Here is a 24,110-nt window from a genome sequence, read left to right as displayed (position 1 = left end):
CATACTCGGGGGATGACCGCGTACGAGCCACCGGCCACCCCGGTCACCCCGAGTGCCCCGGGTCCTTCGGGTCCCGACGCCGCGTACGACGCCGTCGTGCTCGCGGGCGGCGCCGCCCGTCGGCTGGGCGGCGCGGACAAGCCCGGCGTACGCGTGGGCGGGCGCCCGTTGCTGGACCGGGTGCTCGCCGCCTGTGCCGGTGCCACCACCACGGTGGTGGTCGCCGAGCCCAGGGCGACCGCGCGCCCCGTGCGCTGGGCCCGCGAGGATCCGCCCGGCGGGGGACCGCTCGCCGGGCTCGACGCCGGCCTGCGGGGCACCACCGCGGAGCATGTCGTGGTGCTCTCCGCCGATCTGCCGTTCCTGGACGAGGGGACGGTACGGCGCCTGCTGAGCGCCCTTCGGACGGGCGACGCCGTCGAGGGCCCGGCGCGACCCGAAGGCGTGCTGCTCACCGACCCCGGCGGCCGTGATCAGCCGCTCGTGGCCGCCTATGGCGCGGGGGCCCTGCGCCGGGAGCTGGCCGCGCTCGCCGCCGAGCACGGCGGACTCACCGGGCTGCCGCTGCGGCGGCTCACCACCGCGCTCCACCTCACCCGCATCTCCGACCCCGTCGCGTCCTTCGACTGCGACACCTGGGACGACATCGCCGCCGCCCGGGCACGTATCAGGGAGCATGGGCACGTGTTGGATGAATGGATTTCCGCAGTCAAGGACGAGCTGGGCATCGATCTGGACGTCGACACCGGCGTGCTGCTCGACCTGGCCCGTGATGCCGCGCACGGGGTGGCCAGGCCCGCCGCACCGCTGACCACGTTCCTCGTCGGGTACGCCGCCGCGCGAGCCGGGGGAGGCCCCGAGGCGGTCGCGGAGGCGTCCCGCAAGGCCGCGGCGCTGGCGCTCCGCTGGGCGGACGAAAACACCCCCGCCCCGGGGCCGACCCCCGACCCCAAGCCCGCCACCGAGGCAACGCCCGCCCCCGACCCCAAGCCCGCCACCGAGGCCACGTCGGCCTCCTCCCCCGGGTCGACGCCCGGTAACACGCCGGACGCCGGATGAGCGCGCCGCGTGCCCGGACCGCCGGCCAGGATGCCGACGACCTCGATGTGGAGGAGGCCCTGGCCTTGGTCAAGGACCCCCGAGGCGCCGCCGACCCCGGGCACGGCCACGGCACCACCGCCGTCCCCCCGCCCACCCCCGGCGGCGAGAGTCACGCCCACGCCTCCGAGGACGGCCGACACCACAAGGCCACCCCGTGGCCCCAGGCCCGTACGACCGCCGAGCGGGCCGCCCGATCCGTCCCGCGCCGCGCCCCGGTCTCCGTGCCCCTCGACGCGGCCCTCGGCCTGGTCCTCGCCGCCCCGCTCAGCGCGCTCACCGACCTCCCCTCTTTTGACACCTCGGCGATGGACGGCTGGGCGGTCGCCGGACCCGGCCCCTGGGACCTCCGCGACGAGCACGTCCTCGCGGGCCACACGAAGCCGCGATCGCTCACCGACGGCGAGGCGGTGCGGATCGCCACCGGCGCCCGCATCCCGCAGGACGCCACCGCCGTGCTGCGCAGCGAGCACGGACGCCTCGACGACAAGGGGCGGCTGCACGCCACCAGGGAGGCCGTGCACGGGCAGGACATCCGGCCGCGCGGCCAGGAATGCCGCAGCGGCGACCAGCTCCTGCCGGCCGGAGCCCTGGTCACCCCCGCCGTACTGGGTCTCGCCGCGGCCGCCGGATACGACACGCTCACCGCCGTCCCCCGGCCCCGCGCCGAAGTACTGGTCCTCGGTGACGAACTGCTCACCGCGGGGCTCCCCCAGGAGGGACTGATCCGGGACGCGCTGGGCCCGATGCTGCCGCCCTGGCTGCGCGCGCTCGGCGCCGAGGTCGTCGCGGTGCGCAGGCTCGGCGACGACGCCAAGGCCCTGCACAAGGCGATCACCCGCTCCGACGCCGACCTGATCGTCACGACCGGCGGCACCGCCGCGGGCCCCGTCGACCACGTCCACCCCACGCTGAGCCGCATCGGAGCCCAACTCCTGGTGGACGGCGTCAAGGTCCGCCCCGGTCACCCCATGCTGCTGGCCCGCACCAAGGAGGGCCAGCACCTCGTCGGCCTGCCCGGCAACCCCCTGGCGGCCGTCTCCGGCCTGCTCACGCTCGCCGAGCCGCTGCTGCGTGTCCTGGCCGGACGGGCGGCCCCGGAGCCGTACACGCTGCCCCTGAAGGACTCCGTTCACGGGCATCCGTACGACACCCGGCTCATCCCCGCCGTGGTGCGTGCCGATTGGGCCGTGCCGCTGCACTACAACGGCCCCGCCATGCTGCGCGGCATCGCGGCGGCCGACGTCCTCGCGGTCGTACCTCCCGGCGGCGCCCGCCCGGGCCAGGAGCTGGAACTCCTGGACCTGCCCTGGGCGTTGGCCGGTATCGGTGCATGCCTGACATGAATCCGGGCATGCACCGGACGCCAGGCCGGATCGGGGAGTGTTTCACGTGAAACTTCCGGGCCATGACGCGATGGCTCGCCAAGCGGACGAGCATCTTGTGACCCATCGGGTGACACTGCCGAGAAAAGTGCTGGAACGCCCCATCCGCCAGGTCGGCAAACGGCTGGCGATGGCTCTGTTCGTGCTCGCCGCGACCGCCTTCATCGTCTGGGTCGACCGCGACGGCTACAACGACAACGCGGGGGACGGCGTCGACCTGCTCGACTCCTTCTACTACGCGACCGTCACCCTCTCGACCACCGGATACGGCGACATCACTCCGGTCAGCGACGGCGCCCGGCTCACCAACATCTTCGTCATCACGCCGCTGCGCGTGCTGTTCCTGATCATCCTGGTCGGCACCACGCTCGAGGTCCTCACGGAACGCACCCGGGAGGAGTGGCGATTGACCCGCTGGAGGGCGGCTTTGAGGGACCACACCGTCGTTGTCGGCTTCGGGACCAAGGGGCGGTCCGCGGTGCAGACCGTCTGTGCGACCGGACTGAAGAAGGAGCAGGTGGTGGTCGTCGACCCCAGCTCCAAGGCGGTCGACGCGGCGACGGCCGAAGGGTACGCGGGGGTCGTCGGGGACGCCACGCGCAGCGATGTGCTGATGCGGGCCGAGGTCCACAAGGCGCGGCAGATCATCATCGCGACCCAGCGCGACGACACGGCGGTGCTGGTCACGCTGACCGCACGGCAGCTCAACCGTCAGGCGAAGATCGTCGCCGCGGTGCGCGAGGAGGAGAACGCGCCGCTGCTGCGGCAGTCCGGCGCCGACGCCGTCATCACCAGCGCCAGCGCGGCCGGACGGCTCCTCGGGCTTTCCGTGCTCAGCCCCAGCGCCGGCATGGTCATGGAAGACCTCATCCAGCAGGGCAGCGGGCTCGACATCGTCGAACGGCCGGTCGTCAAGGCCGAGGTGGGCAAGGGCGTCCGTGAGACGGACGACCTGGTGGTGAGCGTCGTACGAGGGCATCGTGTGCTCGGCTACGACGATCCGGCGATCGGGACCCTGCAGCTGACCGACCGGCTCATCACCATCGTGCGGGCCACTGCGGGCACTCGGGTGGCTCTTGGCACCCGGCCGCTGCCCAAGCAGTAGTGGCCCCCACTCGTCCCCCTTCCGCAGGAGTAGCGTCCCCTTCATGTACGCGATCACGATTCCTGAACCTGGTGGGCCCGAGGTGCTGGTGTGGGAGGAGGTCCCGGATCCCGTACCCGGCGAGGGCGAAGTGCTCGTCGAGGTGGTGGCCAGCGCCGTAAACCGCGCCGATGTGATGCAACGGCAGGGCTTCTACAACCCGCCGCCCGGTGCGTCCCTGTACCCCGGTCTCGAATGCTCGGGCCGGATCGTAGCGATCGGGCCCGGTGTCTCCGGGTGGGCCGTCGGCGACGAGGTCTGCGCGCTGCTGGCGGGCGGCGGTTACGCCCAGAAGGTCGCCGTTCCGGCCGGACAGCTGCTGCCCGTGCCCGAGGGACTGGACCTCAAACAGGCGGCCGCGCTGCCCGAGGTGACCTGCACCGTCTGGTCGAACGTCTTCATGATCGCCCACCTGCGTCCGGGCGAGACCCTGCTCGTGCAAGGCGGCTCCAGCGGCATCGGCACGATGGCGATCCAGCTGGCGAAGGCCGTCGGCGCCAAGGTCGCGGTCACGGCGGGTACCAAGGCGAAGCTCGACTTCTGCGCCGAACTCGGCGCGGACATCCTCGTCAACTACCGCGAGCAGGACTTCGTCGAGGAGATCGAGCGGGCCACGGACGGTGCGGGCGCCGACGTCATCCTCGACAACATGGGCGCCAAGTACCTCGACCGGAACGTGCGGGCCCTCGCGGTCAACGGGCGGCTCGCGATCATCGGCCTGCAGGGCGGCGCCAAGGCGGAGCTGAACATCGGCGCGCTCCTCACCAAGCGTGCCGCGATCAGCGCCACCTCGCTGCGGGCCCGCCCGCTCGGTGAGAAGGCGGCGATCGTCGCGGCCGTACGCGAGCACGTGTGGCCGTTGATCGCCTCCAGCCATGTGCGTCCGGTCGTCGACCGTGAACTGCCGATGAGCGAGGCCGCGACGGCGCACCGGATCCTGGAGGAGAGCGGTCACATGGGGAAGGTGCTGCTCGTCGCCCCGTAGAGCACGGCAGGGGGCCGCTCGGCCGCCCCTGGCGCCCGACGGGGGATGCTCAGCCGCGCCGCAGGCGCAGGGCCAGGAAGGCCAGCCCCAGGCCGAGACCGATGAGGATCAGCCCGCTGCCCAGGGGCAGGATCTGGAGGACCGGTTCGGGGGCCGGCGCGCGGCCGACCACGTTCTGCTGGACGGGGACGGCCGCGTGCCGTGAGGGCTCGGAGGTCGCGGTGGCGTCCGGGCGATGCGGGGCGGTGCTCCTCCCCGGCTTCTCCGTCTTTCCGGTGTCCCCGGCCTCCGCGTGCTTCCCGGTCCTCCCGGTGTCCCCGGTCTCCGTGTTCCTGCCGGTGGGGTCGCGGTCCGTGTACGTCGGCACGGTGTCCTCGTCGCTCTCATCGTTCTCGTTCTCGTCGCTCTCGTCCTCGTTCTCGTCCGAGCCTTCGCGGTGCGGCGCGCGTTCCTCGCGCCCCGGCCGCGCACGGCCCTCCCCCGCGCTGCTCCCGGCGCGCGAGGCGTCCGGGGTCGGGGTGGACCCGGCGGCGCGTGGGCCGGTGTACGAGTCGGCGGCGTACCCGGGGGGTGCCGCGCCGGTCGCCAGGGCCAGCAGCAGTCCGGTCACGCGTAGCGCGGTGAGCCATGGAGTCACTTCGGTGACCCCCTCCCAGTGAGGAGTCCCATGATCATTGGGGCAAGCCTCACATGACCTCACCTTCCCGGCATCTCGACGATCACCTGGACGGTGGATCGCGGTGCATGGGGGGCACCACCGTGATGGGGTGGAGGCGTGCGAGAGAATGACGGCATGGAGATGCCGAGGAACGAAAGGTCGCCGGAGAACCCCCAGATCCTGGTTGTGGGCCAGGACGGTATGGCTCTCGGTGGCACCGGTGACGAGGGCTCCCACGAGGTCCCGGTGACGGAGATGGTCGAACAGCCCGCGAAGGTCATGCGTATCGGGAGCATGATCAAGCAACTTCTCGAAGAGGTGCGCGCCGCACCTCTGGACGAGGCGAGCCGGGTGCGGCTGAAGGAGATCCACGCCAGCTCCGTGAAGGAGCTGGAGGACGGCCTGGCGCCCGAGCTGGTCGAGGAGCTGGAGCGCCTTTCGTTGCCCTTCACGGACGACGTGATCCCCACCGACGCCGAGCTGCGGATCGCGCAGGCTCAGCTGGTGGGCTGGTTGGAGGGCCTCTTCCACGGGATCCAGACGACCCTGTTCGCGCAGCAGATGGCGGCCAGGGCGCAGCTGGAGCAGATGCGGCGCGCGCTTCCGCCGGGTGTCGGCGGCATGGAGGGGGACGAGGACCCGCGCGCGGGCGGCCGCTCGGGCGGACCGTACCTGTAACCCCGGGGCGACCCTTTCCTGCGAGGCGACCCTTTCTCACGAAACGGGCCCGGCACGTGAAGTGCCGGGCCCGTCCTTACGCGCGGCGGTTCAGGCAGGGTCGCCCGTCGAGACGCTCAGCTCGATCTCCGGCATGTTCTTGGGGTCGACGTCGCCGCCCGCGGACGGGAACTGGTCCATGACCGTGTCCTGACCGTAGGTGTTCTCGTCGACCTTCTTGATCTTCATCTTCCAGCCCGCGGCCTGGAAACAGGACTTCACGGACGTCAGGTTCTTGTACTTGAAGTCCGGGATCTGGATCTTGTTCGGGTCCTCGTACGACTCCAGCGGATCCGTGCACTTCTCCTTGTCGATCGTCTTCGACATGTCCGGACCCTTGTGCTCCGCCACCACGGACGACGCCGGGCTGGTGTCGCCGCCTCCCTGGTTGTCGTCGCTGCCGTTGTTGTTCAGCGCGATGGCGGTGAGCAGACCGCCCACCGCGACGAGCGCGACCACGACGGAGCAGATGACGACCGCCTTGCTGCCCTTGCGCCCACCGCCCGGAACGGGGGTCGGGGGCTGCGGCGCGAGGTGGTAGGGCGGCGGGGTCGACGCGCCCTGCTGCGGGGCGTACGCCGCGGTCTGCGGCACCGGATAGCCGCCCTGCTGCGGGTACCCGTACGTCGGGGACGGCGCGGGCGGCGGTGGGGTCGGCGCGCCGTACGGACCGGGCTGGTACGGCATCTGTACGGGGCCCGGGGCCGGTGCCGCCCGGTCGACCGGCGGGAACACGGCGGAGCCGACGCCCGCGCCGCTCGATGTCCTGGCCCCCGGCACGATGCTCGGCGCGGCCGCCTGCAGCGACTGGGCCACCCGCAGACACTCGTTGCGCATGGTCTCGGCGCTCGGGAAGCGCTCGTTCGGGTTCTTCTTCAGCGCGCGGGCGACGAGCGCGTCCACGGCCGGAGGCAGCGAGCGGTTGATCGAGGAGGGCGCGACCGGCTCCTCCTGGACGTGCGCGTAGGCGATGGCCAGCGGCGAGTCCGCCTCGAACGGCAGCCTTCCGGAGACCAGTTGGAAGAGCATGATGCCGACCGAGTACAGGTCGGACCGGGCGTCCACGCCGCGGCCGAGTGCCTGCTCCGGGGAGAGGTACTGCGGGGTGCCGACGACCATGCCGGTCTGCGTCATCGAGGTGACACCGGACTGCATGGCGCGGGCGATGCCGAAGTCCATCACCTTGACGACGCCGCGCTTCGTCGTCATCACGTTGCCCGGCTTGATGTCCCGGTGGACCAGGCCCATCTCGTGGCTGATCTCCAGGGCCGCCAGCACATCCGCGGTGATCTTCAGCGCCTTGTCGGCGGGCATGGCGCCGTACTGCGCGATGTCCTGGTCGAGCACGGAGCCGAGCGGACGGCCCTCGACGTACTCCATCACGATGTACGGCGTCGTCATGCCGTCCAGTTCGTCCTCGCCGGTGTCGAAGACGGAGACGATGTTCGTGTGCGTGAGTTTCGCCACGGCCTGGGCCTCGCGACGGAAGCGCTCGCGGAAGGCCTGCTCGCGGCCGAGCTCGGTGTGCAGTGTCTTGATCGCGACCTGGCGGTCGAGCACCGAGTCGTAGGCGAGATGCACCGAGGCCATGCCGCCCTCGCCGAGCAGATCGCGCAGCTGGTAGCGGCCGCCGGCGACCGCGCGCCCCGCGTACCGGCCCTGTGCGCCGTCCTGGCTCATGTTCTGCGTCCCCCATCGGCGCGGATTGTTCTGCCTGTGCCGCGAGCTGTGCCGCGAGTTGTGCCGCGAGCCGTGCCCTGCGCGATCCTGCCGCGCCCCGTGCTGTCCGTGCTGCCTGTACTGCTTGTACTGCCCGTGCTGTGATCCGTGTTGTGATCTGTACTGCGACCCGTACTGCGACCCGTACTGTGATCGATCTGTGTCTCGGTGATCGATTGGCTGATTCCCGGCCAAGTCTGCCGTAGGGCACTGACACGTCAAGCGCGGTGCCCGTTCCGTGACCGTCTGCGAAAGAAGCGTCGCGGAAGCGTTACAGGTGCTGTACGGGCGGTACTCAGAATTTGCACCAGGGCACATGCGACGGGTTTGATGGCCGGCCCATCTCACTTCCATCTCGGGCCGGAGCGTTGCGCGAAGCCTGTAGCGTGGCCCGACGGAGACCGTAACAACCACCGCGCAGACCGCGGGCAGAAACGACGGCGAGGACTGATGGCACAGCAGCAGCGCGCTCAGGGCCCGTCCGACCCCGAGGCGACTGGCGGCGGTATGTCAGATGCGCCGGAGATGTGGGGTAACGGCGGACTTGTGGGGGACGGCCGGTACCGGCTGACCCACAGACTCGGCCGGGGCGGTATGGCCGAGGTGTTCGCGGCCGAGGACGTGCGCCTCGGGCGCACGGTGGCGGTGAAGCTGCTCCGCTCCGACTTGGCCGAGGACCCGATTTCCAAGGCCCGCTTCACGCGTGAGGCGCAGTCGGTGGCGGGGCTCAACCACCATGCCGTCGTGGCGGTGTACGACTCGGGCGAGGACGTGGTCGGCCACGCGACCGTGCCGTACATCGTGATGGAGCTCGTCGAGGGCCGCACGATCCGGGACCTGCTGATCAACGCCGAGGCCCCGGGGCCCGAGCAGGCGCTGATCATCGTGTCCGGTGTCCTGGAGGCGCTCGCCTACTCGCACCAGCACGGCATCGTGCACCGCGACATCAAGCCGGCGAACGTGATCATCACGCACACCGGCGCCGTGAAGGTGATGGACTTCGGCATCGCGCGCGCCCTGCACGGCGCGCAGTCGACGATGACCCAGACCGGCATGGTCATGGGCACACCGCAGTACCTCTCCCCGGAGCAGGCGCTCGGCAAGGCCGTCGACCACCGCTCCGACCTGTACGCGACCGGCTGCCTGCTCTACGAACTCCTGGCGCTGCGGCCCCCGTTCACCGGCGAGACGCCGCTGTCGGTGGTCTACCAGCACGTCCAGGACATCCCGGTGCCGCCGTCCGAGGTCGCGCAGGGGGCGCCGCCGGAGCTCGACGGGCTCGTCATGCGCTCCCTCGCGAAGGAGCCGGACGACCGGTTCCAGACCGCCGAGGAGATGCGCGGACTCGTCCAGTACGGGCTGCAGATGCTGTACGACCAGGGCGGGCACACCGGCACCTGGAACACGGGCCCGGTCACCGTGCACGACGGGCTGCACACCCCGGCGTCCGGTTTCGCCGGTACGACCGCGCTGCCGCACTCCGGTGACTCCGGCACCACGCAGATCCCCTCGCCGATACTGCCCCCGGGCGGTGGCCGGGACGACGGTGGTTTCGAGGGGCACGGCAACCACGGTGGCGGCCGCGGCAAGCTGTGGATCCTCGCGGTCCTCGCGGTGATCGCGATCGCGGCGGGGGTCGCGCTCGCGCTCAACCAGACCGGTGGCGGCGGCGAGGGAGGGACCGGTACGACGGTGTCAACGACGGCCTCGCAGACGAACAAGGACGACGAGGCCAGCGCGACGCCCAGCGACACGGACACGGACACCGCGACGGAGACTGCCACGGACAGCGACACCTACCCGGGCTCCGGTTCGGAGTACACGCCGTCCTACACGCCGTCGTACACGCCGTCCGAGAGCTACAGCAGCCGGCCGTCGGACGAGCCGTCGGACGAGCCGTCGGACACGACACCGACGAAGTCGGCGTCGTCGCAGCCGTCGGACGAGCCGAGCACGGATCCGCCGGTGTCGTCGGACCCGCCGGACGAGGGCGGCGAGGGCTAGGGCGGCTCGCGGGGCCCTTGAAGGACACCGACCGAAACGCCGTCCACGCGCGCGTGAGGCCCGAAAACGGGCGTCACGCGCGCGTGGCGTTTCTCCCCCGCCCTCCCCGGCCGGTGCGGTGATCAGTCCGCGAACGCCTCGCACACCGCGTCGTACTCCCGCGTCCACCACACCGCCAGCGCCGAGGCCGCCGGGAACTGGGGGTCGGCGCGGGTGTCGCCGCGCTCGTAGTGCCAGCGCAGCATCCAGAAGTCGTTGAGGCGCTCCCACCACACGCGGTGCACGGCGGCCGCGAGTTCGGAGGGGGTGGCGCCCGCGGTACGCCGGTACGCGCGGGCGTAGGCCCGCACTTTCGCCAGGTCGAGCGCGCCGACGGGACGTACGAAGAAGATCACCGCGGCGCGTACGGCCTCCTCGGCGCGGGGATGGACGCCGAGCCGGTCCCAGTCGACGATCGCGGCCGGTTCGCCGTCGCGGTAGAGCAGGTTGAAGGGGTGGAAGTCGCCGTGCACCCAGCCCACCGGGCCGCTCTGCGGGGGCCGTCGGTCGGCGTGCTGCTCCAGGAGGGTGCGCCGCTCCAGGAGTCGGTACCGGGCCAGTTCGTCGAAGGCGTCGCACGGGCGGTGGCGGCGTACCTGGGCGAGCAGGCGGTCGATGAGCGCGAAGGTGTCGACGGGGTTGGCGCCCCGGGCCGGATCGGCGCCCTCCGCCGGGTCGGTGCGTTCCGCCGGACCGCTGCCGTCGCGCGGTTTCGCCGGGGCGCGTCCCTCCGGCGGCATCACCCGCTCCAGACTCGCGTGGACGACGCCCAGCAGGGCGCCCAGTCGCGCGCACTGCTCCGCGGTGAGCTGGCCGCCGTGCCGGTGCCGGCCGTCGATCCAGGGGTGCAGCGCGTACGCGTGGCCCCCGATGACGGCGACCGTACGTCCGTCCGTGCCGGTCAGCGGTGGGGCGACGGGGACACCGAGGTCGGCGAGGCGCTGGGTCGCCCGGTGCTGGCGGTCGATCGCGACGGGGTCGGCGGTCTCGGGGTCGAAGTGGTGCTTGAGGAAGTAGCGGCCGCGCGTGGTGCGGAGCCGGTAACCGCGGTTGAGCAGCCCCTGTTCGACGGGATCGCAGGTCAGCGCGGACCCGGCGGCGTACTGGCGGAGGAGGGCGCCCAGAGGGGGCGCGTGAGACACAGGGGGTGGTACAGATGAGCGCGGCACGCGGCAGATGCTAGGGCACGATCCGGGCCCCTGACCTGGTGATTGTCACAGACAGTCGTCTTCGATCACGGACGGGTCACAGGATGTGCTGGAACCGCCGTTCCAGGCCATCGTCGGTGGAGTGCACGGTGGCGAAACGGGGCTCGATGCCCAGATAGACCGGGTCGAAGGGCTCGCCGTCCACGAGCCGCGGCGCGGGGCCGAAGAGCTCCTGGTGGGCCGCGGTCGGCTCGACGGCCTCGCAGCGGCCCACGATCTGCACGGACCACAGAGCCTCGCCGGGCCGCGCGGAACTCAGGTTGTCGGTGCCGTACGCGACGACACCGCCGACGCAGGCCCGGTAGCCGCAGCCCCGGTGCATGCGCAGCAGGACGTGGCCCTCGGCCACGACGTGGCGCGCGAACGCGAGGAAGGGCATGGCCCGCACACTGGCGGCCAACCGTCCGTGGTCGGTGCGGGTGATCAGTTCCACGGCGAGCTGTTCATCGGTCGGCATGACCCCAATTTCCGGCACCCTGAAGGGCCCGAAAAAGAGGCGTCCGCCCCCTGAAGAGGGGCCATAAGTCCCGAATAAGTGATAAATGGCGCCGATTCTCCGCCTGGATGCGTGCCACGTAGGCGGCCGCCTGGGCACGCCGTTCCATGCCCAGTTTGGACAGCAGGCTCGACACGTAGTTCTTGATCGTCTTCTCGGCGAGATGCAGTCGCTCGCCGATCGCGCGGTTGGTGAGTCCCTCGCCTATGAGGTCGAGGATCCTGCGTTCCTGCTCGGTGAGGTGCGCGAGTCTGTCGTCGCTCCTGGTCCGGCCGCCGTGCCGCAGCCGCTCCAGGACCCGGGCGGTGGCCACCGGGTCGAGCAGGGATTTTCCGGCCGCGACATCGCGTACGGCCGAGAGCAGTTCATCGCCGCGGATCGCCTTCAGCACATAGCCCGAGGCGCCCGCCATGATCGCGTCGAAAAGGGCCTCGTCGTCGGCGAAGGACGTCAGCATCAGGCAGTTGACGTCCTCGTTCCCGGACCGGATCTCTCGGCAGACCTCCACCCCGCTGCCGTCCGGGAGCCGTACGTCGAGCACCGCGACGTCCGGGTGTGTGGCCGGAATCCGTACCAGCGCGTCGGCCGCCGTGCCCGCCTCCCCGACCACCTCGATGTCGTCCGCGGACGAGAGCAGCTCATGGACGCCCCGCCGCACCACCTCATGGTCATCCAGGAGAAATACGGTAATTTTTCCGTTTCCGGGCACAAAGAAAGTGTCACACACCACCTGTGGCCCCGCCCGGGTGAAGTCTTCCCGTGCCTGGGGTGACCGGGATAACGTGCCCGTGTTCCGGCCCCCTGCAGGGCTGTGGCCAGTGCTGTGACCAGCGACTGTTCCCGACCCGGGCGCATTACTCGGAAATCCGACTGGAAAGTAGTTGGAAATCCAAGCAAAAACCCAGGTCAGGGGCGGTTACACAGAAATGTGGAGCACTGGGTAACGTGGCCGTTGCAGGGCGCTCGCCGGGGCACCTGTCACGCCTGTTCCCGGCCGAGTGCACCCACCCCGTGCACGGGTACTGGAGCAGGCGAGCCGTACTGGCCTTCCGGCAACCCCGGGGGCCGGACCGACGGAGGAGCACACGTGACCGTGGAGAGCACTGCCGCGCGCAAGCCGCGACGCAGCGCCGGTACGACCGCTGCGAAGAGTGGCGTCAGTACGACCGGTACGAAGAGCGCCGCGAGCAAGCGCACCAGCGCGGCCGGCAAGAAGTCACCGGGCGCACCCGGCGCACCTGGCGCATCGGGCACCGGTCCCGAGCTCGTCCAGCTGCTGACCCCGGAAGGCAAGCGGGTCGAGGACGCCACGTACGACCCGTACGTCGCCGACATCACCCCCGAGGAGCTGCGCGGTCTGTACCGGGACATGGTGCTGACCCGCCGCTTCGACGCCGAGGCCACCTCCCTGCAGCGCCAGGGCGAGCTGGGCCTGTGGGCCTCGCTGCTCGGCCAGGAGGCCGCCCAGATCGGCTCCGGGCGGGCCACCCGGGAGGACGACTACGTCTTCCCGACCTACCGCGAGCACGGCGTCGCCTGGTGCCGCGGGGTCGACCCGACCAACCTGCTCGGCATGTTCCGGGGTGTGAACAACGGCGGCTGGGACCCGAACAGCAACAACTTCCACCTGTACACGATCGTCATCGGCTCGCAGACGCTGCACGCCACCGGCTACGCCATGGGCGTCGCCAAGGACGGCGCGGACTCGGCCGTGATCGCGTACTTCGGAGACGGCGCCTCCAGCCAGGGCGACGTCGCCGAATCGTTCACCTTCTCCGCGGTCTACAACGCCCCGGTCGTGTTCTTCTGCCAGAACAACCAGTGGGCGATCTCCGAGCCGACCGAGAAGCAGACCCGCGTCCCGCTCTACCAGCGCGCGCAGGGCTACGGCTTCCCGGGCGTCCGCGTCGACGGCAACGACGTCCTCGCCTGCCTCGCGGTCACCAAGTGGGCCCTGGAGCGGGCCCGCCGCGGCGAGGGCCCCACGCTCGTGGAGGCGTACACCTACCGGATGGGCGCGCACACCACCTCCGACGACCCGACCAAGTACCGGGCCGACGAGGAGCGCGAGTCCTGGGAGGCGAAGGACCCGATCCTGCGCCTGCGCGCCTATCTCGAAGCCTCAAACCACGCGGACGAGGGATTCTTCGCGGAACTTGAGGCCGAGAGCGAGTCGTTGGGCAAACGAGTACGCGAAGTCGTCCGTGCCATGCCGGACCCGGACCACTTCGCCATCTTCGAGAACGTGTACGCGGACGGGCACGCGCTCGTCGACGAGGAGCGGGCCCAGTTCGCCGCCTACCAGGCGTCGTTCGCGGATGAAGGGGAGGGCAAGTAGCGATGGCTGCGGAAAAGATGGCGTTGGCCAAGGCGATCAACGAATCGCTGCGCACGGCCCTCGACGCCGACCCCAAGGTGCTGATCATGGGTGAGGACGTCGGCAAGCTCGGCGGTGTCTTCCGGGTCACCGACGGGCTGCAGAAGGACTTCGGAGAGGACCGGGTCATCGACACCCCGCTCGCCGAGTCGGGCATCGTCGGCACGGCGATCGGCCTCGCCCTGCGCGGCTACCGTCCGGTGGTGGAGATCCAGTTCGACGGCTTCGTCTTCCCGGCGTACGACCAGATCGTCACGCAGCTCGCGAAGATGCACGCCCGGGCGCTCGGCAAGATCAAGCTCCCCGTCGTCATCCGCATCCCGTACGGCGGCGGCATCGGCGCGGTCGAGCACCACTCCGAGTCCCCCGAGGCGCTGTTCGCGCACGTGGCGGGCCTGAAGGTGGTCTCTCCCTCGAACGCCTCCGACGCCTACTGGATGATGCAGCAGGCCATCCAGAGCGACGACCCGGTGATCTTCTTCGAGCCCAAGCGGCGGTACTGGGACAAGGGCGAGGTCACCACCGACGCGATCCCCGGACCGCTGCACAAGGCGGTCGTGGCGCGCCAGGGCAGCGACCTCACGCTCGTCGCCTACGGTCCCATGGTGAAGGTCTGCCTGGAGGCTGCCGCCGCGGCCCAGGAGGAGGGCAAGTCGATCGAGGTCCTGGACCTGCGCTCGATGTCCCCCCTCGACTTCGACTCCGTCCAGGCCTCGGTCGAGAAGACCCGCCGCCTGGTCGTGGTGCACGAGGCCCCGGTGTTCCTCGGTACGGGCGCGGAGATCGCCGCCCGCATCACCGAGCGGTGCTTCTACCACCTGGAGGCACCCGTTTTGCGGGTCGGGGGCTATCACGCCCCCTATCCGCCGGCGCGCCTGGAGGACGAGTACCTTCCGGGCCTGGACCGGGTGCTCGACGCCGTCGACCGCTCGCTGGCGTACTGAGGAGAGGGTCGTGACGACGATGACCGAGAACGCGTCGGGGCTCCGCGAGTTCAAGATGCCCGACGTCGGCGAGGGTCTCACCGAGGCGGAGATCCTCAAGTGGTACGTCCAGCCCGGTGACACCGTCACCGACGGCCAGGTCGTCTGCGAGGTCGAGACCGCCAAGGCCGCCGTGGAACTGCCCATCCCGTACGACGGTGTGGTGCGCGAACTCCGCTTCCCCGAGGGGACGACGGTGGACGTGGGCCAGGTGATCATCGCGGTGGACGTGGCCGGCGGCCCGGCTCCTGCCGAGCAGGTCCCGGCCCCCGTCGCCGAGCAGGCTGCCACCGCTCCTTCCGCTCCCTCCGCTCCGGCCGAGGAGCCCAAGCCCGAGGGCCGCACGCCGGTTCTCGTCGGGTACGGGGTGGCGGAGGCCTCCACGAAGCGCCGCCCCCGCAGGGGCACCGAGGTCCCGGCCCAGCAGCTCGAACCGCTCCTCGCGGCCACCGCCATCCAGGGCGAGCTCAACGGCCACGGCCATGCCGGGCAGCAGCGTCCCCTCGCCAAGCCCCCCGTCCGCAAGCTCGCCAAGGACCTCGGCGTCGATCTGACGACGATCACCCCCTCGGGCCCGGACGGCATCATCACGCGCGAGGACGTGCACGCGGCGGTGGCCCCGCCCCTGGCTCCGGCCCCGCTCGTGGAGCAGATCCCGGCCGCCGTCCTTGCCCAGGCACCCGCCGGTGTTCAGGCACCGGCCCCGGTCGTCGCGTACGACACGGCACGGGAGACCCGTGTCCCGGTCAAGGGTGTCCGCAAGGCCACGGCCGCCGCGATGGTCGGCTCGGCGTTCACGGCGCCGCATGTCACCGAGTTCGTGACGGTGGACGTGACGCGCACGATGAAGCTCGTCGAGGAGCTCAAGCGGGACCCCGACAAATATGGGATGCAGGGACTGCGGGTCAACCCGCTGCTGCTCATCACCAAGGCCCTGCTGGTCGCGATCAAGCGCAACCCGGATGTGAACGCGTCCTGGGACGAGGCCAGCCAGGAGATCGTCCTCAAGCACTACGTCAACCTGGGCATCGCGGCGGCGACCCCCCGTGGCCTGATCGTCCCGAACATCAAGGACGCGCACGTCAAGACGCTCCCGCAGCTCGCCGAAGCACTGGGCGAGCTGGTGGCCACGGCCCGGGAGGGCAAGACCTCCCCGGCCGCGATGCAGGGCGGCACGGTCACGATCACGAACGTCGGCGTCTTCGGCGTCGACACCGGCACACCCATTCTCAACCCGGGTGAGTCGGCGATCCTCGCGATCGGCGCGATCAAGCTCCAGCCCTGGGTCCACAAGGGCAAGGTCAAGCCCCGTCAGGTCACCACGCTGGCCCTCAGCTTCGACCACCGCCTGGTCGACGGAGAGCTGGGTTCCAAGGTGCTGGCCGACGTGGCGGCGATCCTGGAGCAGCCGAAGAGACTGATCACCTGGGCGTGAGCCGAGTGACCCGCGTGAGCCGCGTGAGCCGAGTGAGCCGCTGACACGGTGCCGCTGCCCCGAGGTGGCGGCACCGTCCTCGCCGTCACCTCGTCGGCCGGCGCCGCCGAGGGCTCAGGACATGAGCGGCCTATGACGAAGGGGGCCCACCGCTGACAGCGGCGGGCCCCCTTCGTCATAGGCCGGGAGTGCTTCCCGCGTCCGGGGGTGTTTCCCTCGCGCCGGGGACTACCTGGCGAAGCCGTAGTTCAGGAGCTTCGTCGCGTCCGTGCCGCGCTGGGCGACCGAGGTGGAGGCGAGGACGGTGCCGATGATGGTCTTGCCGTTGCGGGTGGCGGCGAAGACGAGGCAGTACTTGGCCTCGGGGCCGGAGCCGGTCTTCACGCCGATGGTGCCGCTGTAGCTGCTGAGCAGCGTGTTGGTGTTGGTCCACGCCGCCATGGTGCGGATGCTGCCGGTCTTGGTGACCGTCTTCGCCTTGTACGACTTGGTCTTCACGACCGCCTTGAACGTGGCGCTCTTCATCGCGTTGCTGGCGAGCTTCGTCAGGTCGCGCGGCGTCGAGTAGTTGCTGCCGTTGCCGATGCCGTCGAACGAGTCGAACTTCGTGTTCGTCATGCCGAGGCTCCGCGCGGTGGTGTTCATCTTGCCGATGAACGACTTCACGCGGGCGGCGCGCGTCGTGCCCGAGCCGAACTTGTCGGCGAGCGCGTACGCGGCGTCGCAGCCGGACGGCAGCATCAGCCCGTAGAGGAGCTGACGGACGGTGACCTTGTCACCGACGATCAGGTGGGCGGAGGAGGCCGTGTTGGCGACGATGTAGTCGCTGTACGCCTTCTGGATCGTGACCTTGGCGTCGAGGTTGAGGTTCGGCTGCGCGAGCACGACCTTGGCGGTCATGATCTTGGTGGTGGAACCGGTGGAACGCTTGGTGTCCGCGGCCTTCTTGTACAAGGTCGTGGCCGTGCCGTTGTTCATCACGTAGCCGCCGGCGGCGGCGATGGTGGGCGTGGTGACGGCCCCTGCGGGGGCGGCCCCGAAGGCTCCGGCCGCCAGCACGGCGCCAGTGGTGACGGTGACAGCGGCGGCTCGACGGAAACGCGTGCCCTTAATGCCGGTAATCAAAATGAACGCTCCGAATGCGCGATATGCCCCTGGGAGAACGGCACATGGCAGTGCCGTCTCACCTACGGACTCGCGACAGGCCCAAAGGGATGCACGGAAAGGGGGGTTGAATTATGTGATGTGGGTTACGTAGGTGGCCCGTGGGGTCTGAACGGGGCCTGGATGGGGCCCGACGGGTCCGCATCCTGGACGGCGCGCGACCATGCGTACATGTTGTATCTATGATGTGCGCATGCCTGCCGCCCCGTCCGTGTCCGCTCCGCCCGCCATCAAGCAACCCCCCGCCGCAGACCGTGTCTACGCCCACGTCAAGCGGGGTGTTCTGGAACGTCGTTACGAGGGCGGGACGCTGCTCACCGAGGGCGAGCTCGCCGAGGCCGTGGGGGTCTCGCGCACTCCGGTGCGTGAGGCACTGCTCCGGCTTGAGGTCGAGGGCCTGATCAGGCTCTACCCGAAGAAGGGCGCGCTCGTACTGCCCGTCTCCGCGCAGGAGATCGCGGACGTGGTCGAGACGCGGCAGCTCGTGGAGGAGCACTCGGTCCGCAAGGCCGTACCCGCCTCGCCGCACCTCATCGCGCGCCTGGAGGAACTCCTCGCCCAGCAGAAGGAACAGGCGGCCGCGGGGGACCTGGCCGGCGCCGCCGTCACCGACCGCTGCTTCCACGCCGAAATCGTCCGCAGCGGCGGCAACGAGATCCTCTCCCGGCTCTACGACCAGCTCCGCGACCGGCAGTTGAGGATGGGCGTGGCGGTCATGCACGCCCACCCCGACCGGATCACCAAGACGCTCACCGAGCACGAGGAGATCCTCGAAGCGCTGCGCTCGGGCGACGCGGAGGTGGCGGTCGGCATCGTCCACCGGCACGTCAGCTGGTTCTCGAACCTGGCGCGGGGAGAGGTGCGATGAGTTCCCACTCGGCCGTGTCGCTCCCCGGGGACCCGCCCGGCGGCCGCCGCGCCATCGGCGTCTGGGGCATCGGCGTCTCCGTCTACTTCGTCGCCGTCATCTTCCGTACGTCGCTGGGGGTGGCCGGGCTCGACGCCGCGGACCGCTTCCATGTGAACGCCTCCGCCCTCTCCACCTTCTCGATCCTGCAGCTCCTCGTCTACGCGGGCATGCAGATACCGGTGGGCCTGCTGGTCGACCGGCTCGGCACGAAGAAGATGCTGACGATCGGCGCCCTGCTCTTCACCGCGGGCCAGGTGGGCTTCGCGTTCTCCCCCTCGTACGGCATGGCGCTGGCCTCGCGCGCGCTGCTGGGCTGCGGGGACGCGATGACCTTCATCAGCGTGCTGCGGCTGGGCACCCGGTGGTTCCCGGCACGGCGGGGGCCGATGGTCGCGCAGCTCGCCGGGCTGGTGGGCATGGCGGGCAACCTGGTCTCCACCCTCGTCATCGCCCGGCTGCTGCACGGGGTGGGGTGGACGGCGGCGTTCGCGGGCAGCGCGTTCGCCGGGGTCGTCGTCCTCGTACTTCTTCTGCTCTTCCTGAAGGACCACCCCGAGGGGCACGAGCCGGAACCGTTCCCGCATCAGGGGGCCGCGTATGTGCGGCGGCAGATCGCGGCGTCCTGGCGGGAGCCCGGCACGCGGCTGGGGATGTGGGTGCACTTCACGACCCAGTTCCCCGCGATGGTCTTCCTGCTGCTGTGGGGCATGCCGTTCCTGGTCGAGGCGCAGGGGCTGTCGCGGGCGGCGGCCGGTGAAATGCTGACGCTCGTGGTGCTCTCCAACATGCTCGTGGGGCTCGTCTACGGGCAGATCGTCGCCCGGCATCACGCGGCGCGGCTTCCGCTGGTGCTGGGAACGGTGTCGGCGACCGCGGTGGTCTGGGCAAGTGCGCTGGCGTATCCCGCCGAGCGCGATCCCCTGTGGCTGCTGGTGCTGCTGTGTGCGGTGCTGGGGGCCTGTGGCCCGGCGTCCATGATCGGGTTCGATTTCGCGCGGCCCGCGAATCCGCCCGAGCGGCAGGGGACCGCGTCCGGGATCACCAATATGGGTGGTTTCGTCGCCTCCATGACGACGTTGTTCGCGATCGGTGTGCTGCTGGACGCGACCGGGGACAACTATCGCGTCGCGTTCTCGGTCGTGTTCGTCCTGCAGGTGGTGGGGCTGAGCCAGATCTTCCGGTTGCGGAAGCAGGCGGCGCGCAGGGAGCGGGAGCGGTTGGTGGCCAGCCGGGTGGAGACGGTGCACGTCCCGGCGTAGCGCCCTTTCCGGGGCGCGGGGAACCGCGCGACCAGCCCTCACCCACCGGTGGCCCCACCTACCTGTAGTCGAAGGACCCCCCTGCTACGGCGTGACCGCGAAGTTCCTCAGGATGGCCGTGGTCAGTTCCGGGTCGCCCTCCGTCTTGATGCGGTCGGAGACGGCCTCGGCCGAAACGCGACCGCAGGCGAGGCGGAAGAACGTCTCCCAGTCGAGGGTGAGGGTGGCGGCCGGCCCGAGGGAGGGGGCGCCGTCTATCGAGCCGCGCCCGTCGGCATCGACGCGCACCGTACGCAGGAACTCCATCGGCCCGTGCACGTCGAAGACCACCGCCGAATTGGCGGGCGCCCCCGCGTCCTTGGCGACGACCTTCGGAAGGGCCGCGAGCAGTTCGTCGCGGACGATGTGGGCGCCCGGGGAGTCGAGGTTGCCGGGCACGCCGAGCGCGGTGCGGAGGTCCTGCTCATGGACCCACACGTCGAAGGCCCGCTTCAGCATGGCCTGTTCGAGGGTGACCTCCGTACCGAGGGGGCCACGGACCTTGGTCTCGGGCTGCCGCGACTCGTTCCGCAGCTGACGGTTGCGGCGGATGATCGTGTACTCCAGCTCGGAGGTCATCTCCGGCGCCGTGTGATGGCGGCGCACGTCGACCTGCATCTCCATGTACCGCTGGTGCTCGTTCGTCACATGGAACAGGTCGCGCGGGAGCGTGTGGATCGGCCGCGGGTCGCCCAGCATCTCGCAGTCGAGCCCGATGACATGCGAGACGAGGTCTCTCACCGACCAGCCGGGGCAGGGGGTCCGCCGATTCCACTCGCCCTCCACCAGCGGCGACACCAACTCGGATATCGCGTCGATGGAGTGGGTCCAGGCGTCGGCGTAGGACTGAAGGCTGGGATGCAGACTCACGGAACGGGACCCCTCGGGCGGTTGGACGCGGGCAGTGCACAGGTAGCGGGTGTCTTGGGACGCTAAGTTACGCTGCTGTGAGGCACCCCGGCAGTGCTTTCGTGTGACGATCGTAGGCCTGTATGGACGGCTCGAATGCCAGGACGGTGGTAGTGTGCGCGCCTCTCTCCTCCAGATCGACGTAAACGACAGCGAATCGGTCGATTCACGTCGGCGGCGTGCAGCGGCTCTGGTGCGAGAACAAGCCGGAGTCGATCTCGTCGTGCTGCCGGAGCTGTGGACCACGGGGGCCTTCGCCTACGAGTCGTTCGACGCGGAGGCCGAGACCTTCGAGGGGCCCACGTTCGAGGCCATGGCGAAGGCGGCGAGCGACGCGGGCGTATGGCTGCACGCGGGCTCGATCCCCGAACGGGACGCCGACGGCACGCTCTACAACACCTCCCTCGTCTTCACCCCCTCCGGCGACCTGGCCGCCGTCTACCGCAAGATCCACCGCTTCGGCTTCGACAAGGGCGAGGCCGTGCTGATGGGCGCGGGCGGCGAACTGGTGACCGTCCGGCTGCCGGAAACCACCGTCGGCGTCGCCACCTGCTACGACCTCCGCTTCCCCGAGCTCTTCCGCGGGCTCGTCGACGCGGGCGCCGAGACCCTCGTCCTCCCGGCCGGCTGGCCCGAGCGGCGTCGCTCCCACTGGACGCTGCTCGCCCAGGCGCGTGCGGTCGAGAATCAGGCGTTCGTTCTTGCCTGTGGAACGGCCGGTACGCACGCGGGGGTTCCCCAGGCCGGTCACTCGATCGTGGTCGATCCGTGGGGGGAGGTCCTGGCGGAGGCCGGGGCCGACGAACAGGTGCTCACGGTGGACTTCGACCCCGGGAAGGTGGCGACCACGCGGGAGCAGTTCCCGGCGCTGAAGGACCGGATGCTGGGGCTCCGCTCTCCGCGCGGCTGAGTCAGTCCCCGGCCCGCTCCTTCTCCGCCAGGTGGATCACGCAGACCGTCACCGCGATCAGCAGCGCGGGGTCCGCGTCCTCGCGTACGACGTCGACGCCGTACGTCTCCCGTACGTGCAGCCACCGGCGTGAGATCACCGCCAGCAGCTCACCGTCGTACTCGACGGCGAACTCGCGGTCCAGGATCTTGCCGCTGACGTCGAGTTCCGTACCGTCCACCAGGGACACCCGGTAGTGGTTGCGGAGCAGGGACAGCCGTTTGCGTCTGATCGTCGCCAGGGGTTCCCCGTCCCGCTCGATCACCATCGTGTCCCGCAGGGCGAACATCTTCTGGTGGATGTCGACGAGGACACGCCCGCGGGTGTCCTTCAGCTCGAAGGTGTCCCGCAGCCGCATCGCCTTGCCGTCGACGAGGAACACCTTGTTGCCGTGGTCGTCCTCGATCCAGTAGTCGTCACCGAAGCCGAGGAGCCGGTCGCGCACGAGGAATCTCATACCGTGACGGCTTCCCCGGCCACCGCCGCGAAACGCCGTCGGTAGGCCGACGGGCTGACTCTCCTGGAGCGAGCGGCGCGTGGCGGGGAAGCAGGACGGAGGCCGAGGGGTGGCTGAAACGGACAGAGCCGGGCGCGCTCGCGGACGAGGAGTGTCATTCACGGACGAGGAGTGTCATTCGCGGACGGGGAGTGTCATTCGCGTACGAGGAGTGCCGGAGGGATCTCATGCGGGTGCGGTGTTCCCGGTGGCCGGTCCGAAACGTCGTCGGTAGGCCGACGGGCTGAGTCCCGTCTCCCGTCGCAGCCGCGCCCGCAGGTTCGCCGCGGTGCCGAGACCGCTGCGTCGCGCGACGACGTCGAGCCGGTGCTCGCCCCGCTCGATGAGCCGGCAGGCGAGCGCGACCCGCTCGCCCGTGAGCCAGGCCAGCGGGGTGGTGCCCAGTTGGGCACGGAAGCGCCGGTGCAGCGTGGCCGGACTGCAGGCCGCGTGCGCCGCGAGGTCCGCCACGGTGAGCGGTTCGCCCGTCCGCTCCTGCGCCCAGGCCAGCAGGGGCGCCAGGGACTCGTCGGGTACGTCGGGCACGGGGCGTTCGACGAACTGCCGCTGTCCTCCGTCGCGGTGCGCCGCGAACACGAGCCGTCGACTGACGGCATTGGCGATCTCGGCGCCATGGTCACGCCGTACGACGTGCAGCCCCAGGTCGAGTGCCGAGGCGCTGCCGGAGGCGGTGAGGATGTCGCCGTCGTCCACGAAGAGGACGTCCGGCTCCAGCCGCACCCCTGGGAAACGGGCCCGGAACGACTCCGCCCACATCCAGTGACAGGCCGCCCGCCGCCCCTCCAGCAGTCCCGCCTCCGCGAGGGTGAACGCGCCGGAGCAGAAACCGAGAAGCCGTGCGCCCCGCGCGTGCGCCCGGCGTATGACGTCCAGCACCTCCGGGGAACGCGGCGCGTCGGTGTCGGGCCGGTTCGGCACGATCAGCGTGTCCGCGTCCTCGGCCGCGTCGAGAGCGGCGACATCGGTGAGCGTGAAGAACCCGTCCCGCATCCGGGTCCGGGACCCGGCGGCGCACAGCCCGAAGTCGTACAGCTCCCGCCCGAGCTCGGGCCTGCGCAGGCCGAAGACCTCGATGGCACAGCTCATCTCGAACGGGTTGGAGTTCTCGTCGACGACGAGTACGACGCGGTGAGGGGCTCCGGCGGCTCCGGCGGCTCCGGCGGCTCCGCCGACCCCGCCCGGAGACGCCTGAGAGGATTCTTGCGGCATACGCGATTTCTAGCACTCGCGGCCGGGCCGGACCACCGCCGAGGATGCCGTCATGGCCTCTTCGATCAGCAGCAGCAGTGAACCCGTCGCCCTCTCCACCGCCCTCGCCTCCTTCTCCGACCTCTGGAGCCCCCGGATCGTCACCGCCGTCAACGACTACGACGTACGCATCGCCAAGGTCGAGGGCGAACACCTGTGGCACGTGCACGACCACACGGACGAGTTCTTCCTGGTCCTGGAGGGCGAGCTGACCATCGCGCTCCGGGAGCCGGCGGGCGAGCGGACCGTCGTCCTGCCCAAGGGCTCCGTCTTCACCGTCCCGCGCGGCACCGAACACAAGCCGAGCGCCCCCACCGGCGCCGCGATCCTCATGTTCGAGCCCACCGGAACCGTCACCGTCGGCGACCGCCACGACGAGGTCCCGGACCATGTGGACGCCACCACGGGGCACGCGCTGAGGTGAGTTCATTACCCGGCTTACATGGCCTGGTCGTCCGCAGAGTGCACGTCGACCGAGGTCGGTCCGGCCACAAAGATGTGAGCAGGGGAGGCTTCGACAGTGCGAGAGCGGCTGTCACGTCGGGTGCGGTCCGCACGCTGATCGTGTGGAAGCTGGACAGGCTCAGCCGCAAGGGAACCGCCGAGGTCGGTCCTCTGCTGGATGAGTTCGATCAGGTCGGGGGCCGTTTGGTTTCCGTCATGGACAAGTTGGATTCAGGTTCCCCTGGGGCGAGACTCGCCATCGCGTCGCTGTCGGAGTGGGCCCGTGTCGAGTCGGAGACCCAGGGTGAGCGCATCCGTCATGCCAAGCAGTACTTGCGCAACCGGGGGAGGTGGATCGGAGGTCAGCCCCCTACGGGCTGTGCGTCGACCCTGATTCAGGGCGATTGACCCCGGACGCGGAGA

22 protein-coding genes and 1 pseudogene are annotated in these 24,110 nt (G+C 70.4%); 14 read left to right on the top strand and 9 right to left on the bottom strand.

Annotated features, from left to right (window positions below):
* Positions 1-12: 12 nt before the first annotated feature.
* Genes RV986_RS26070 through RV986_RS26055 form a run of 4 tightly spaced genes read left to right on the top strand, consistent with a single transcriptional unit; the run spans position 13 to position 4,612 of the window.
* Positions 13-1,059, top strand: a complete 1,047-nt coding sequence (locus RV986_RS26070; RefSeq protein ID WP_475919721.1) for an NTP transferase domain-containing protein — start codon at positions 13-15, stop codon at positions 1,057-1,059.
* Positions 1,056-2,444: a molybdopterin molybdotransferase MoeA gene (locus RV986_RS26065; protein ID WP_475919720.1), complete on the top strand. Its 1,389-nt coding sequence runs from the start codon at positions 1,056-1,058 to the stop codon at positions 2,442-2,444. Before RV986_RS26070 ends, RV986_RS26065 begins: the two co-directional genes overlap by 4 nt.
* Positions 2,445-2,490: 46 nt before the next feature.
* Positions 2,491-3,588, top strand: a complete 1,098-nt coding sequence (locus tag RV986_RS26060; protein WP_475919719.1) for a potassium channel family protein — start codon at positions 2,491-2,493, stop codon at positions 3,586-3,588.
* Positions 3,589-3,631: 43 nt separating this feature from the next.
* The gene (locus tag RV986_RS26055) at positions 3,632-4,612 is read left to right on the top strand and encodes an NAD(P)H-quinone oxidoreductase (protein WP_475919718.1); all 981 of its coding nucleotides are present in this window, start codon (positions 3,632-3,634) and stop codon (positions 4,610-4,612) included.
* 49 nt (positions 4,613-4,661) lie between these two features.
* On the opposite strand, the gene RV986_RS26050 is transcribed toward RV986_RS26055, so the two are convergent.
* Positions 4,662-5,222: a hypothetical protein gene (locus tag RV986_RS26050; protein ID WP_475919717.1), complete on the bottom strand. Its 561-nt coding sequence runs from the start codon at positions 5,220-5,222 to the stop codon at positions 4,662-4,664.
* Positions 5,223-5,405: 183 nt separating this feature from the next.
* On the opposite strand from RV986_RS26050, the gene RV986_RS26045 reads away from it, so the two are divergent.
* Positions 5,406-5,948, top strand: coding sequence for a bacterial proteasome activator family protein (locus tag RV986_RS26045; protein ID WP_475919716.1), 543 nt, complete (start codon positions 5,406-5,408; stop codon positions 5,946-5,948).
* Positions 5,949-6,038: 90 nt separating this feature from the next.
* Here RV986_RS26045 and RV986_RS26040 read toward each other — a convergent pair whose 3' ends face one another.
* On the bottom strand, positions 6,039-7,667 hold the full coding sequence (locus RV986_RS26040) for a protein kinase domain-containing protein (RefSeq protein ID WP_475919715.1): 1,629 nt from the start codon (positions 7,665-7,667) through the stop codon (positions 6,039-6,041).
* Positions 7,668-8,156: 489 nt separating this feature from the next.
* Between RV986_RS26040 and RV986_RS26035 the strand changes: the two genes are divergently transcribed.
* On the top strand, positions 8,157-9,710 hold the full coding sequence (locus tag RV986_RS26035; RefSeq protein ID WP_475919714.1) for a protein kinase domain-containing protein: 1,554 nt from the start codon (positions 8,157-8,159) through the stop codon (positions 9,708-9,710).
* 122 nt (positions 9,711-9,832) lie between these two features.
* Here the strand turns inward: RV986_RS26035 and RV986_RS26030 are convergent, their stop codons facing one another.
* The 3 genes and pseudogenes from RV986_RS26030 to RV986_RS26020 all read right to left on the bottom strand — a co-directional run.
* Entirely contained in the window at positions 9,833-10,891 is a 1,059-nt protein-coding gene (locus RV986_RS26030; protein WP_475919713.1) for a phosphotransferase, read from the bottom strand.
* 103 nt (positions 10,892-10,994) lie between these two features.
* Entirely contained in the window at positions 10,995-11,414 is a 420-nt protein-coding gene (locus tag RV986_RS26025; protein ID WP_475919712.1) for a pyridoxamine 5'-phosphate oxidase family protein, read from the bottom strand.
* A gap of 91 nt (positions 11,415-11,505) precedes the next feature.
* Positions 11,506-12,162, bottom strand: a pseudogene (locus RV986_RS26020) (response regulator); the annotation flags it as partial.
* Positions 12,163-12,540: 378 nt separating this feature from the next.
* Between RV986_RS26020 and pdhA the strand changes: the two are divergent.
* The 3 genes from pdhA to RV986_RS26005 are packed head-to-tail and all read left to right on the top strand — an operon-like array spanning position 12,541 to position 16,248.
* Positions 12,541-13,791 (top strand): pyruvate dehydrogenase (acetyl-transferring) E1 component subunit alpha, encoded by a 1,251-nt coding sequence (gene pdhA, locus RV986_RS26015; RefSeq protein ID WP_475919711.1) that lies wholly within the window; start codon positions 12,541-12,543, stop codon positions 13,789-13,791.
* 2 nt (positions 13,792-13,793) lie between these two features.
* Positions 13,794-14,774 (top strand): alpha-ketoacid dehydrogenase subunit beta, encoded by a 981-nt coding sequence (locus RV986_RS26010; RefSeq protein WP_475919710.1) that lies wholly within the window; start codon positions 13,794-13,796, stop codon positions 14,772-14,774.
* A 10-nt stretch (positions 14,775-14,784) separates the two neighbouring features.
* A complete protein-coding gene (locus RV986_RS26005; protein ID WP_475919709.1) occupies positions 14,785-16,248 on the top strand; it encodes a dihydrolipoamide acetyltransferase family protein in 1,464 nt (487 codons plus the stop codon).
* A 228-nt stretch (positions 16,249-16,476) separates the two neighbouring features.
* Here the strand turns inward: RV986_RS26005 and RV986_RS26000 are convergent, their stop codons facing one another.
* Positions 16,477-17,373, bottom strand: coding sequence for a D-alanyl-D-alanine carboxypeptidase family protein (locus RV986_RS26000; RefSeq protein ID WP_475919708.1), 897 nt, complete (start codon positions 17,371-17,373; stop codon positions 16,477-16,479).
* A gap of 232 nt (positions 17,374-17,605) precedes the next feature.
* Here RV986_RS26000 and RV986_RS25995 point away from each other — a divergent pair, with 232 nt between their 5' ends.
* Positions 17,606-18,280 (top strand): GntR family transcriptional regulator, encoded by a 675-nt coding sequence (locus RV986_RS25995; RefSeq protein WP_475919707.1) that lies wholly within the window; start codon positions 17,606-17,608, stop codon positions 18,278-18,280.
* Positions 18,277-19,581: an MFS transporter gene (locus RV986_RS25990; RefSeq protein ID WP_475919706.1), complete on the top strand. Its 1,305-nt coding sequence runs from the start codon at positions 18,277-18,279 to the stop codon at positions 19,579-19,581. Before RV986_RS25995 ends, RV986_RS25990 begins: the two co-directional genes overlap by 4 nt.
* An 84-nt stretch (positions 19,582-19,665) precedes the next feature.
* Here the strand turns inward: RV986_RS25990 and RV986_RS25985 are convergent, their stop codons facing one another.
* A complete protein-coding gene (locus tag RV986_RS25985; RefSeq protein WP_475919705.1) occupies positions 19,666-20,490 on the bottom strand; it encodes a maleylpyruvate isomerase family mycothiol-dependent enzyme in 825 nt (274 codons plus the stop codon).
* Between the two features lie 154 nt (positions 20,491-20,644).
* Here RV986_RS25985 and RV986_RS25980 point away from each other — a divergent pair, with 154 nt between their 5' ends.
* Positions 20,645-21,439 carry a carbon-nitrogen family hydrolase gene (locus RV986_RS25980; RefSeq protein WP_475919704.1) on the top strand — a complete coding sequence of 265 codons (795 nt, stop codon included), beginning with the start codon at positions 20,645-20,647 and terminating at the stop codon, positions 21,437-21,439.
* 1 nt (position 21,440) lies between these two features.
* Here the strand turns inward: RV986_RS25980 and RV986_RS25975 are convergent, their stop codons facing one another.
* Positions 21,441-21,935 carry an LURP-one-related/scramblase family protein gene (locus tag RV986_RS25975; RefSeq protein WP_475919703.1) on the bottom strand — a complete coding sequence of 165 codons (495 nt, stop codon included), beginning with the start codon at positions 21,933-21,935 and terminating at the stop codon, positions 21,441-21,443.
* A gap of 225 nt (positions 21,936-22,160) precedes the next feature.
* Complete coding sequence (locus tag RV986_RS25970) at positions 22,161-23,204, bottom strand: GlxA family transcriptional regulator (protein WP_475919702.1); 1,044 nt, start codon at positions 23,202-23,204, stop codon at positions 22,161-22,163.
* 52 nt (positions 23,205-23,256) lie between these two features.
* Here RV986_RS25970 and RV986_RS25965 point away from each other — a divergent pair, with 52 nt between their 5' ends.
* Together RV986_RS25965 and RV986_RS25960 are read left to right on the top strand one after the other, a co-directional pair.
* Positions 23,257-23,667 (top strand): cupin domain-containing protein, encoded by a 411-nt coding sequence (locus RV986_RS25965; protein WP_475919701.1) that lies wholly within the window; start codon positions 23,257-23,259, stop codon positions 23,665-23,667.
* Complete coding sequence (locus RV986_RS25960; RefSeq protein WP_475919700.1) at positions 23,664-24,095, top strand: recombinase family protein; 432 nt, start codon at positions 23,664-23,666, stop codon at positions 24,093-24,095. The genes RV986_RS25965 and RV986_RS25960 overlap by 4 nt, the downstream gene beginning before the upstream one ends.
* The last annotated feature ends 15 nt before the right edge of the window (positions 24,096-24,110 follow it).

The sequence above is a fragment of the Streptomyces sp. RLA012 genome, from assembly GCF_056270325.1.
Note: the sequence above shows the minus strand (reverse complement) of the source record. Positions and strands in the feature narration are given on the sequence as shown.